7 protein-coding genes are annotated in these 12,778 nt (G+C 66.1%); 2 read left to right on the top strand and 5 right to left on the bottom strand.

Features of this window, described 5'->3' with window-relative positions; translation table 11 throughout:
* Positions 1-74 precede the first annotated feature (74 nt).
* Positions 75-1,175 (bottom strand): hypothetical protein, encoded by a 1,101-nt coding sequence (locus AAW14_RS28935; protein ID WP_265567000.1) that lies wholly within the window; start codon positions 1,173-1,175, stop codon positions 75-77.
* Positions 1,176-1,220: 45 nt separating this feature from the next.
* Here AAW14_RS28935 and AAW14_RS28930 point away from each other — a divergent pair, with 45 nt between their 5' ends.
* On the top strand, positions 1,221-1,598 hold the full coding sequence (locus AAW14_RS28930) for a hypothetical protein (protein ID WP_265566999.1): 378 nt from the start codon (positions 1,221-1,223) through the stop codon (positions 1,596-1,598).
* Positions 1,599-1,628: 30 nt separating this feature from the next.
* On the opposite strand, the gene AAW14_RS28925 is transcribed toward AAW14_RS28930, so the two are convergent.
* Genes AAW14_RS28925 through AAW14_RS28910 form a run of 4 tightly spaced genes read right to left on the bottom strand, consistent with a single transcriptional unit; the run spans position 1,629 to position 9,842 of the window.
* Positions 1,629-4,190 carry an alpha/beta fold hydrolase gene (locus AAW14_RS28925; RefSeq protein ID WP_265567005.1) on the bottom strand — a complete coding sequence of 854 codons (2,562 nt, stop codon included), beginning with the start codon at positions 4,188-4,190 and terminating at the stop codon, positions 1,629-1,631.
* A 41-nt stretch (positions 4,191-4,231) separates the two neighbouring features.
* Entirely contained in the window at positions 4,232-4,666 is a 435-nt protein-coding gene (locus AAW14_RS28920; protein ID WP_416223392.1) for a hypothetical protein, read from the bottom strand.
* Positions 4,657-7,866, bottom strand: coding sequence for a type I polyketide synthase (locus tag AAW14_RS28915; RefSeq protein WP_265567003.1), 3,210 nt, complete (start codon positions 7,864-7,866; stop codon positions 4,657-4,659). Before AAW14_RS28915 ends, AAW14_RS28920 begins: the two co-directional genes overlap by 10 nt.
* Before the next feature lie 53 nt (positions 7,867-7,919).
* The gene (locus tag AAW14_RS28910) at positions 7,920-9,842 is read right to left on the bottom strand and encodes a non-ribosomal peptide synthetase (protein ID WP_265566997.1); all 1,923 of its coding nucleotides are present in this window, start codon (positions 9,840-9,842) and stop codon (positions 7,920-7,922) included.
* Between the two features lie 1,225 nt (positions 9,843-11,067).
* Here AAW14_RS28910 and AAW14_RS28905 point away from each other — a divergent pair.
* Positions 11,068-12,606, top strand: a complete 1,539-nt coding sequence (locus AAW14_RS28905; protein WP_265566995.1) for a chitinase — start codon at positions 11,068-11,070, stop codon at positions 12,604-12,606.
* Positions 12,607-12,778: the final 172 nt, after the last annotated feature.

Here is a 12,778-nt window from a genome sequence, read left to right as displayed (position 1 = left end):
CTCCCTGAGGTCGACTCGGCGCCTCCGGCACCACTCGCTGGAACAACTCCCACAGCTCATCCGGCACCAGCCGCTCAACGATCCCCACACCTGGAGTTTATCGAACAGCCCAAATGAGATGACCTCTTAAAGTTCTGTGCCGCGCGAACCACCGGTTTTGTGTAGTGCCAGCCCGCCATCGCTGCCCCGTCATACAGCTGGCCGGTGACTTCGGGCTGCGGGAGGTCGATCCCCTGGACGTCCTCAGCCGTGGAGACCTCGCGGCCGTCACTCGTCCCGAGGGCGTCGCCATGCTCATATGTTCGCCAGAGGCCGTTGTTCCCATTGCAGTGGTAGGCGGTGGTCAGCAGGGTTTGACCCTTTGCGTTCTGGACGCCGAAGCCGCTGCCGCAGACGCCTCCCGTCGGATTTTTCATCGCCGAGCCCCCAGTCCAGGCGGGGGAGTCCCAGCGCCGCGTGTTGGGTAGCGGGGCGGGCCTTGTCGCCGGAGAACGGGTGACACGAGCCTTGGGACCCTTGGACGGCGTCTCTGTAGGCAGATTGTGGTAACTCGCCGTGGTGTTGATGCCTGTCAGTCGGTCGGTGAGGGCCTTTACCTCGCGCGAACGGTCCTTGCGGGCAGCCGGTGCGAGGGGATCCCTTGGGGCGGCCGTGCCCGGGCCGGGGGTATCGGCATAAGTGATGTCGAGGCCGCTTCCGTCCACGGTCCCGCCGATGCTGGTGATGCGGATGGGGGTCGATGCGCCGGCCACGCGCAGATTCATGGGCTTCCCGCCGCGCAGGAGCTTGTTGCGGGCCGCGTGCAGATCGGCCTTGGAGTAGCGGGCCGGGAGGACCGAAGCGGTCACGCCCTTGGGCAGGTGAGCAAGGATGCCCTGCACACGCTGTGGCGGGGTGCCCTTCCAGTGCAGGCGCAGGCTGTTGTGGTCGGGGTCGACTTCGATCTCGGTGAAGCCGGGGATCCTGGCCCGGTCCGATTCGGAGAGTCCTTCAGTGAGCTGCCCGGCGACCTTGTCGAGCACTTCCTGCTTCTTCTCGAGCGCGATGATGCGCGGATCCGTGACAGGGCGGCCCTTCCCGGCGGCGGCTGCTGTCTTTCCCGCCGCGCTGGCCGACGCTTGTGGCGACGCGCCCGCGGCGGGGGAAGCGATGAATGACCGAGCCGGACGGCTCACTGGTTCCTGCTCGTTGGCGCCGCGCGGCCATCTACGATCTGGTGCATGGATCCCGAGCTGCTGGAACGGATCACCGCGCGGCGCGCGGAACTGGATGAAATCGAAGAACAGTTGGCCAAGCAGCTGGCGGAGGTGCGGGCCGAGCGGGATGAACTCGCTGTCGCTGAGCGGGTCCTTGAGCGGGTGAGCGAACAGCTCGCCGACGAGCGCGCCTCGGTCGCCCCCGCGCCGGGGCAGGTGGGCGGCCGGGCGGTGATGCTGATCCCGCGCCGCACGCCGGACATGCCGCCCACGACCAGCGTGAGCACCCCGAGCACCAGTCACACCAGCCCGTTGACCAGCGACTTCAAGTTGGTGGAGGCCCAGTCGGGATCACCATGGATCGGTGCTGGCCGGCCGATGCGCAGGTGGCTTTGGTGGTGAGGTCTCCGGCGGGAGCGCAGTGCGGCTGCGTCAGTGAGGCCCGGACGGGGGATCGGTGATGGTGTCCCTGGACAAGAACGCCAGCTCATCGCCGTTCAGCCACGCATGGCAGGCACGGGCGTGGTTTGCTTCCCGCGCAGTGCGCAACCGCCGCAATGCGTCGTCGATTCGGTGGCGGGCTTCTTCGCAGAAGACGTCGGCGAGGAGCTGAGCGTCCGGATGCCCTTCGGCTGTCATCCGAGCTGCCCGGGCCAGGGACGCTGCCATGCCGAACATCTCACCGGATATGCAGGAGAGAAGAATGAGCGTCCTTTGCCGCGCGAAGAGCTCCTCGGGGTCCGGATGTGCCGCGACCAGTGCACTGCACACTTCGGCAAAGGCCGAGGCCTGCCGAGCGACGTAGTCCAGATGCGCCTGGTTGCGGGCGGTCAACTGCCCCCCGACAACGTTGCCCGTCGCTGCGGTCGGCCGGGTACGGTCCGCGCTCGACCTCGTCGCATACAGATCGGACAGCATGGCGCGTGCGGCTCGATGGTCGACAAGAAAGTCAGCTCCGCCGGCGATGCGCAGCCCGCGCGCATCGCGGAAGAGACGCTCCACGGGCAGTGGCTGCACGCCACGGCGGTTCTTGCTGGAAGCCGTCTCCAGGCCTTCCGTCGCCGCGATGGACAGGGTCCGGTCGATGATGCGCCAGCAGGCGCGGGAGGTGATGTTCTTGGCCGCCGTCATCTCAGGGATCACGTCGATTCCCGGATGACGCTCTTCGGCGAGCAGGCACCACTCCACCACACTCTCCATGACGAAGACGTCGGCGAGTGAGGCAGCGAGGAGACGTTGGATCTCGTCAAAGGCCCCCAGGGGGAGCCCGTCGATGCTCCGGCGCCGGACGAATTGCCGTGACCAGTGCACCCCCAGCTGTCCGATGGCCATGGCCGGCGCGGCGACGGGGTACATCCGCCCCCTGGCAGCGATCGCCCGCAGTGCCCTCGGGGACAACCGGCTGGGAACTGCGGGATCCTGCGGGCATGGTCCCGACAGCATCCGGGAGCGGGGGACGAAGACGCGGTCGAGACGTATTGCCCCGTTGTCAGCTCCCTTGAAGCCCACAAAGTCGTGGCAGGAGATGACGGCGAAGCCAGGCGCGGAGGTGTCTACGAGGAACAGCGCCGGGTCCTCGGCGCCGCTGCCACGGACCGTCGCAGAGACCAAGAGGAAGCCGGCCGATGAGGCGTTTTGGGCGAAAATCTTCTCGCCGCTGAGGAGGAACCCTCCCTGCACCGGATCTGCGGTGCAATCGCGGGTCGTGTCGGCCGCCCCAGAGGGCTCGGTGCCTGCGTCGCCGAACCCCACGCCCTCGGCGCAGGCCCGCAGCACGTCCCTCGACACCTCGCCGTCGCCCAGCAGGGGCAGACAGGCCCGGGCACCGGACCCGAGATGCAGTGCGAGGGTGAGGGCCGCGGCTGTCGACCAACTGGCTGCGGTCTGCACGAGGCGGAAGGCGTTCAATGCCGACAGTCCCAGACCACCCTCTTCCACAGGGTGCCGCATCGACAGGTAGCCGCGTGCGGCGCACTGCTGAACAAAGTCCTCAGGCAGCCGTCCAGTGGCCTCGACTCGTGCGGGGTCGACGAACTGTTTCAAGAAGGCAGTCATCTCCGCGACCGCGACGTCACCGCAGCGGCGGTCCTCCTCGTCCTGACCGGGCAGAGGGCTGATCAGATCCCACCTGAATCTGCCGGCCTGGAGTTCGGACAGAAATCCTTGTGCCCCTTGTGTGCGGGGCACAGCCGACTGGCCCGGTAGTGCCGGGGGATCGCTCACCTGCCCGACGCTGTCCGTTCCGGGGGAAGCTCCGGGCCGTTGTTGACCCAGGGCGCCATGATTCGTCTGGACGAGATGTGAACGCACCTGCGAAAGCAGGGCGATGCGCTGCTGCCGAAGGTAGAAGTGGCCCCCGGGCAGCCAGCGCAGGTCTGTCGGGCCGTTGGAGTGAGCGGCCCATGCCTCCATCTGTTCGGTCGTGATCCGGTCCTTGGTGCCGCCGATGAGGTGCAGCGGGACCTCGAGGGGATCACCTGGAAGATGCCGGTAGGTTTCCAGGATCGCGAAGTCCGCGCGGTGGGAGGCCATCATTAGCCGAAGCAGCTCGGGGTCTTCGTTCAGCGTGGTGGGAAGGGTTTCGTACATTTCCGCGACGGCGGCCAACAACTCCTGGTCACCCAGGTGGTGGACGGCGGGAAGGTCTCTGGGCAGATGGGGCGCCGGGAACGCGGACAGAAAGAGCCGTTCGGGCTGCTTGCGGCCGCTGTTGCGCAGACCGCGTGCGACCTCGTAGGCGACGAGGGCGCCCAGACTGTGGCCGAAGAAGGCGAACCTGCCGTGGAAGTCGATCTGAGCCAGTACCTCCCCCACCAGGGAGCCCATGGTGGTGAAAGCCGGATCGTCGATGCGTGAGCCGCGCCCGGGAAGCTGGACGGCGCGGATTTCCACATCGGGGAGTTCACCGGCCCAGCGGGCGAACTCCCCTGCCGACCCTCCGCCATGAGGGAAGCAAAAAAGTCCGATGGCGCCGGGACGAGGGCGCCGACACACCAGCCAGGGGTTGCCTGCTGAGCGGGATATGGCTACTTCGTTCACGGTACGTCCTTCCTGCCCACGGCGGGGAGGGCCTCTCTCAACGCCAGGTCGCCGGTGTCGTTGGCCGCCTCGCGGCGACGCACATCGTGAAACGCCGACAGCGCTCCGGCACCGTCCGCGCTGCCGCCCGCCATACCGCCCGCGACGGGGATGTCCTTGGCGATGTGGATGTGCGCGGCCGCCTCGAGCCCGGGGCGCGCGGCGAGCGCCGGCGCCGCCCGCGCCGCCAGGTTCGTGAGGTCGAGCGGTACCTGCGCGGCGTCGGGCCCCGAGCAGGTGACGCGCAGTTCGTCGGCCTCGGTCACCGTGATCTCGTCGTACAGGGCGACGGCCAGGAAGACGTTCGCCAGGTCGTGGAAGCCGTCGGGCCGGGCGCCGCCCACCGCGAGCTGCACATCGACCTTGGCCGGGACGCGTACGGTCACGCCCACTGCCGGCCCTGCTCCTCGTTCTCGGCATCGGGGTTCTCCGCCCCGCGGTCCTCTGCGTCGAGGCCGCCGACGGCTCGGCTCTCGAGGGACCGGTTCTCGGGGGACCGGTTCTCGGGGGGCCGGTTCTCGGGGGGCCGGTTCTCGGGGGGCCGGTTCTCGGGGGGCCGGTTCTCGGGGGGCCGGGCGAACTCCTCGACCGTCAGGGCCTCGCCGCGGGGCTGCGGCGAGACACATGCCACGACGACTGCGGCCTCGGCCGCCGCGACGATCACTGCGGCCAGCCTCGATGGGGTCGGGGTGGAGAAGACCTGCCGGGTGGTGACACGCACCCCCAACTCGTCGCGTATCGCGCGGGTGAGTTCCAGTGCAACCAGAGAATCTCCGCCCAGCTCGAAGAGGTTCTCCTCCGGGTGGACGTCCTCCATGCCCAGGACAACGCCGAACGTCTTCACCAGGCGCCTCGTCACCATCCCCACCGCCGTGACATCGAGCCCGGGCTCCTCATGCGTCGGCGCCGACGCGTTGGCCGACGCCGCCGTGGGGGCGTGGGCGGGCAGGCGGTCGCCCGGTTGCACATCGGAGGGATCGGGCAGTGACGGGAGGTCGGGTGCGTACCGTCTGCGCGTAAAGGGATACGTGGGCAGGCCCACCCTGCAGTGTTCGTGCCCGTCATGCAGATGGGACCAGGAGATGTTGATCCCCGCACTCCACAACGTGCCCGCCGCATCCAGCATCGCTGCGGTCGGCGATGCCGGGTCGGAAGAGTGAGGGAGGCTGGAGATCACCACGTGCTGGTCGGCGCGCTGAGGGTGCCGCTGGGCGACGCCCTTGAGGGCCCTACCCGGTCCTATCTCCACCAATACTCTGCCGGGGTCATGGAACAGGGTCGTGAGCACCTTGCCGAAACGTACGGTTCGACGCATGTGCTCGACCCAGAAGTCGACGGTCGGGGCCACGTCGGTGGGAACCCACGTGCCGGTGGTGTCCGAAACCCATGGCACGACCGGAGGTTTGAACGACACCCGGGCAGCCTCGGCGGCGAATTCAGCAAGGATCCCCTCGATGGCCCGGCTGTGAGCCGCCGCGCCGATGTGCAACTGCTGGATTTCGACACGCTCATCGGCCAGCCGGTCCCTCAGGAGCCCAATCTCCGATTGCGGTCCCGAGACGACGCACTGGGCAGGATCGTTGACCGCGACCAGGTCGAGCTGGGCCCCAAGGAGCGGTTCGACGTCCCGCTCCTCGCACGGGACAGCGAGCATTGCGTCGCCGCTCAAGCTCTGCATGAGCCTGCCGCGCACTGTGACCAGGTGCAAAGCATCCCGCAAGGACAGGACCTCGGCGATGCACGCCGCGGCGAAGGTGCCGAGGCTGTGTCCGGTGACAGCCGCGGGCTCGACTCCCCAGTGCCTCCACAAGCACGCGGTCGCGTACTGCAGGACGAAAATGGCGACCTGCGCCACCTCCATTCCGCGAAGTTGCTGCCCTGCCGCCTCCTCCTGCGCTGGGCCTTGCGGGCGGATCACCGCGCGTACAACGGGCCCGAGTCCCGGGCTCAGCAAAGCCACGCACCGGTCCACCGCTTCACGGAATACGGGCTGGCTCTCATAGAGGTCACGCCCCATTCCCGCGTACTGCCCGCCATGGCCGGAGAACATGAACGCAACAGCCCGCTTGGACGCCGGCGCACTCGCCGGGGGCGGCGCCCCTGGCTCCGCCGGACGTCCATCGGTCCCACAGGCCATCAGGGCCCGTACCGCATCCTCATGATCGGTGACGACTACGGTACGGCGGTAGGGGAAGGGCCGCCGACCCGTCTGCAGTGTCCAGGCGATATCCGCGAGTGCATCGTCGGGATGGTCACGAACGTGGGCGGCGAGCCGCGCCGAAGCGGCGTCGAGTTCCTGTGCTCGGCGCGTGGAAAGGACCAGGAGATGGGGCGCGGGTTCAGCGGACGGCGCGGGCCTGTATGGAGGCTGCTCCAGCACCACGTGGGCGTTGGTTCCTCCGATTCCGAACGAACTGACCCCCGCGCGCCGCGGCCAGGGAGCCGGATTCCATGGGATCGACTCGGTGTTCACCGTGAACGGACCCGTCTCGAAGTCGATCTCCGGGTTGGGCTCGGAGTAGTGCAGGCTGGGTGGGATGACACCGCGTTCCACGGCCAGCACTGCCTTGATGAAGCCGACGACACCGGAAGCCGCGTCGGCGTGTCCGATGTTGGTCTTGACGGAACCGATCCGGCAGAATCCGCGGGCATCCGTTCCCGCACGGAAGGCTCGGGTCAGGGCGGCGACCTCGATCGGGTCCCCCGCAGCGGTGCCAGTGCCGTGCGCTTCAACGTAGGTGACCGACTCCGGGGGTACCTCGGCAACCGTCAGCGCAGCCTGAATCACCCGGGCCTGCCCCTCCAACCCGGGGGCCGTGTAGCCAATCCTGGCAAGGCCGTCGTTGTTCACCGCAGTGCCTCGTACGACGGCCCTGATGCGGTCTCCCGCAGCCACCGCTTCGGTCAGCCGCTTGAGAACCACCACGCCGACGGCACTGCCTCCCACGGTGCCACGTGCTGCGGCATCGAAGGTACGACAGTATCCATCGGGAGAGATGATGCCTCCCTCGACGTACTCGCCCAACCTCGGTGGGTAGGGAATGGATACGCCCCCGGCCAGGGCGATGTCACATTCGCCGCTCAGCACGGCCCTGGCGGCCGAATGAATGGCCACCAAGGAGGTGGAGCAGGCAGTTTGCACGGTCACGGCCGGCCCCCGCAGGCCGAGTTTGTAGGCGACTCTGCTGGTCAGGAAGTCCGGTCCGCAGCCCACCTTGAGCTGCCAGTCCGTGACGGACCCGAGCTGCTCCCGGTGGGCGAACAACTCCTCCAGATAGGAAGTCTGGCTGCTTCCCGCATAGATTCCCACCTCCCCCGGGCAGGACATCGGGTCGTAACCGGCATCCTCCAGTGACTCCCAGGCGCATTCCAGGAACACACGGTGCTGCGGATCCAGTACCCGCGCATCGCGTGGCGAATAACCGAAGAATTCCGCGTCGAACGCGACGGCGTCCTCCAGTAGACCCATCGCGGGAACATGACCGCGCGACCGCTCGGAGGACTCGGCAAAGCGGGTGACAGAGTCCGTTCCGTTCGTCAAGTTGGTCCAGAACTGCTCCACGTTTGCCGCGCCGGGGAACCTTCCGGCCATCCCGATGACAGCGAGGAACGGGCTGGCCGGATCGTCAAGGCCCATCTCCGGATTCATGACGGCTCTTCCGGGGACCTGGCGGGCCCCTGCACGTCCTGCGAAACACCAGGCGAGCGCCGCGTTCGCGCCCGGCGCCGCAGCTCTCCGCGGTCCGCGTCCTCCGAACCCCCGCCAGAAGTTCTTGACATGGGCCCGCTCTGCAGAAATCGGGCAAGCGAGCGCACAGTGGTGTACTCGAAAGGCGCCGCGGAGGGGACGACTGCGTCCAGAGTGTGGCCGAGTTGCCGACGTACCCCGACCAGTAGAAGTGAATCACCGCCGATGTCAAAGAAGTTGTCGTCGAGACCCACCGCTGGGATGCGCAGCGCCTCACGCCAGATCCTGGCCACCAGTTGCTCCGCGGGGGACAGTATCGCCTGCGCATCGGGCACAACCGGCGCCTGCACGGTCGGGGGAAGAGGAAGAGCCCTGTGGTCGATCTTGCCGTTCGGGGTGAGGGGCAGCTCCGGCATGGTCAGAAACTCAGCCGGCACCATGGGCGGGGGCAACGTGCCTGCCAGTCTTGCTCGCAGGGAAAGCGTGTCGCAGTCGGAAGAGCCCTCCTCAGGCACGACATAGGCGATCAATCGGGTCCCCCGCTCGTCCGTCACCGACCTGACACAGGCCTGGCGGACACCTGGGCAGGAAAGGATCGCAGCAGTAACCTCCGCCGGCTGCACTCGATGTCCGCGAATCTTCACCTGGTCGTCGACCCGGCCCAGACACGTCAGCGTTCCGTGGGCGTCGCGGACGGCCAGATCACCCGTCCGGCAGAGCCGGGCCTCAGGCCTGCCGTTGAAGGGAGCGGGGACAAAACGATCCGCCGTCAGGTCCGGCCGGTTGTGATAACCACGAGCCAGCGCTGCACCGCCCACATACAGTTCCCCGGTGGCACCTGCGGCGACGGGTTCCATGCCGGGGCCCAACACATAGGCGACCACACCCGGAAGGGGACGACCGATGGGGAGTATGTCACCAGGGGGCAGAACGTGGCCCTCGAAGACTCCAAGGACGGCCGTAATCGTCGTCTCCGTCAGCCCATAGGCATTGATGATGCGAATCGGAGAGTGCCGACGCCAACGAGCCAGCGTGCGAGTGTATGCCATCTCGCTGCCCACGATCAGAAGCCGCAGGCGGGAGGGCAGTTCCCGGGGATCGGCATCCAGGTCGCTCACCCATGCTTCCCAGTAGGAGGAAGGGAGGTTGGCCACTGTCACTCCCTCCTCGCGGATGAACCTTTCAAGATCTCGTGGGGACCGATGCCGATCCGGGAAAACGACCACGCATGCGCCCGAAACCAGAGTCGGGAAGATCTCCTCGGCTGCCACATCGAAAGCGGGGCTTGCGAACTGCAGCACCTTGTCCTGCGGGACCAACTCATAGACGTCGGCCACGGTTGTGGCGTGGTGAGTGAGCGACCCCCGCGACACCGCGACAGGCTTCGGCTCCCCGGTCGACCCGGAAGTGAACACCAGGTAGGCAAGGTCCGACGCGACACCCACGGATATGGCGTCCTCGGCCGGCCCGTCGACCGACTCCACTGCATCGAGGTCCAAGACCGGCCGGACTTCTCGGGAAAGGCCGCCAGAGCAGTGACTGTCGGCAATCACCAGATGGGCACCAGCATCGTCCAGCAGGGTGTTCAGCCGTCCGGTGGGTGAGTCGGGATCGAGCGGCACATACACAGCGCCCGCCTTCAAAACTCCCAGCAGGACCGTCACCAGCCCCAGCCCGCGTGGGAGACATACACCAATCACGCTACCGGGGCCGACCCCCCGCGCTGCCAGCCGCCGCACCAGTCTGTCGGCACGGGAGTTGAGCTCGGCAAAGCTCGCCAGCTCGCCCTGGCAGCTCACCGCGGGCGACTCCGGGGCGATGCGGACCCTCTCTTCAAAAGCGGCCACCAAGTCATGATCCGACGCGGTACTGCGGCTCATCGGTGTCCTCCTGCTGCTGTGAGAGACCGGCCACAGTTGTGAGTTGAGCCTCGCCGATTCGCACGCTGCTCGTCAGTCAACTCCGGTTCCCCCTTGCCTAACCCACACGACGACTCACAGGAGCGTCAGTCAGACCGAAGCCGCAAGCCGCACCCACCTGCTGCACGGCTGCGGCCGCTCAGTGGTTCACCGGGGCAGGGGAGTTGCTTCGACGAGGGGCCTCCGGATCCCGGAGCACAGCCCCTGTCGCCGCAGTCAGGGCGATCGCCACGCAGCGAGGCGACCGCGACGTGCCACATAACCACCTCGCCGCCCGAGCCCGCGGGAAGCGCCCCGTGGCGACAGGAGACGACGGCCGGTGTCGAACCGTTCCCCTCTCAAGGGCGTAGTGCCCTGTACAGCTGGCGTGCACCGAGTCCGCCAAGCTGCGCACGGAATCCAATCTTCTCGCAGCGGGAAATTTCCTTCGCTGAGGCGCCGGCGGAGGCGGGGCACGGAGCGCCCGGCCAAAGGGGCTTCACGCGTCGGCACCCAACACCTTGGCAGGTGCCCGGGCCCCGAAGGACGTACACGCCGTTGCGAACACCGCCCGCCCGTCCAGGAGCGCGTCTCGAGCCAAGGCGAGACGAACTGCAGCAGCAACGGTGCGACCAGATCCGACAGCGGCATCGGAAAGGACGTCGGTGACGAGCCGCAGGAGGCCGAGCAAGGTGACATCGTCGTCACCTACCTCGGTCCCGACGGAACCCCCAGTCACGTCGGACTGGTCGCCACCACTCCCACGGACACCAGCGAAGCAACCGTCGACGCTCACAACAACGCGCGTTACCACTACGGGTACCACTACTACGCTCCCTCCCACCTGGTCCGCCTCGTACCCAACGCCCTGCTCGAGGTCCAGCTGTGGACCGTGGAAGAGGCGATCCACAGCACCCCGCACCGGACTCCTCCCACAGCCAACCGTCTGCCGGCTCCCAGCATGAGCGATCCCGCAGGGCCCCGGGTCTGACCTGCGAACCCGGCCAACGGGGCCGGCCTCGTCAGTGACTGTGTCGGTCTCATCAGGCCGGCCCCTTGGTGCCTCGTCCTGCCAGCCCCTGACGACAACCGTCTTCAAGCTCAGTAATCGACCTTCGTGATCTTGTTGATCCATGTGGCGCTGAAGGCCGTTGTGACTGGAGCGGGGCGTGATGGCTGATGCCCTAGTAGAGAGAAGGAAGGTCAGATGAGATATCGGACAGTCACCGCCGCCTCGGTGCTCGGTGTTTTGCTCCTTTCGGCGTGTTCCGGCAGTCCTGGCTCCAGCAGTCATTCCTCCGATCCCGGATCGAAAGACAAGCCTGTCGCAAGCGAGGCGCCCGGCGTCGGCGGAAAGAATGCGTTGATCTTTAGCGAGAACCAGAAAGCCGCGGAGGCTGGGTCTGGTTTTCCTGCGCGTTATGCGGCCCCTTATGTCGAGACCTGGAACCCTCCGTCTGTAATGGCAGAGGTGCGTAATGCAACAGGACTGAAGTACTTCAATCTCGCATTCATCATCGATGGTGGTGGCTGTAACGCAAAGTTCAATGGACAGGCCGACGTGACAGATTCCGGTTGGATCTCGGCCATCGGTGAGGACCGGGCTGCGGGAGGCGATGTTATTGCTTCCTTCGGCGGGGCATCCGGTACAGAGGTCGGCGTCTCGTGCACATCAGTCGATTCACTGAAAGCACAATACAAGAAGGTCATTGACGCGCTCGATCTGACCCGAGTCGATTTCGATATCGAAGGATCAGCCCTTGATGACCAATCTGCGAACGATCGACGGAACAAGGCACTGGCCGAGCTTCAGCGGGAATACGTCGCGACCGGTAAGAAACTGGATGTAAATTACACGCTTCCGGTTGCCCCGTCCGGACTTGCGGGCAACGCTCAAGCCCTCTTGAGGAATGCCGTGGACGACGGACTCGACGTCAATATGGTCAACATAATGACCATGGACTACGGTGATGCCGAGGATATGGGGAACGCCGCTGTTCAGGCCGCTACCGCGCTCCATGATCAGCTCAAAGACATATGGCCCGGGAAGGCGGACGCGCAGTTGTGGGCCATGGAAGGAAATACTCCCATGATCGGAGTCAACGACGTCCAGAGCGAGGTATTCTCCACCGCTGACGCTCAAACTCTCGTCGACTTCGCCGAGTCCAAGAACATCCAGCAAATCGCATTCTGGGCCCTCGGGCGTGATCGGCAGTGCGACGCAGGGGGAAATGATTCGCAGAAGTGTAGCGGAACATCACAATCCGAATGGCAGTTCTCACGCATCATGAATGGCGTCAATGGAGAACTCAGTCGCCCTCAGCCTCCTCAGGATGCGAATTCTTTGAACCCGTCGACCAGCGCCAGCCCAAGCGTTGCCGCACCCCGTCAAGAAAAATCGGCGAATTCTGACACATCATCTTCGCAGAATTCTCCGCCGCCCACCCATGTCGCTGGCCAGGTGCGCTGTGAATCGGGACACCCGATCGTAGGAGTATGGGTGCAGACTTCTCACTCGGCAGACTCCCGTTTCGCGGCATGGAGGGGAATCGGAGATGGATCGACGGCTGACTGGTGGACCGATATGCCAGAGAACGAGTCGTATTCACTCCATATCGGATGCGGTGGGACCCCTGCCAGTTGGGCCACCGAAAACAAGACAGGAACGAACTCCGGAACCAGTAATTCCTTCGATTGCGTCGATATCGCTGGTGACCCGAGGTACGAGACCTGTACCGCAGCGTAGATCTTGCGACTGCTGATCGGTGATGTCGTTATCCGGTCATACCGGTTGATGTGGCGCCCGAGCACTTGGAGGTGTGGGCAGAGCAAACTGGACGCTTTCACTGCAGAGTTGGCCTCGATTCTTCAGTGCCGTGATTGCCTGACCGAGCTGTCCGAAACGCATGATGTCCGGC

It is taken from the genome of Streptomyces hygroscopicus (assembly GCF_026168105.1).
Classification (GTDB): Bacteria; Actinomycetota; Actinomycetes; order Streptomycetales; family Streptomycetaceae; genus Streptomyces; species Streptomyces hygroscopicus_D.
This window is presented reverse-complemented; position numbering and strand designations above follow the sequence as displayed.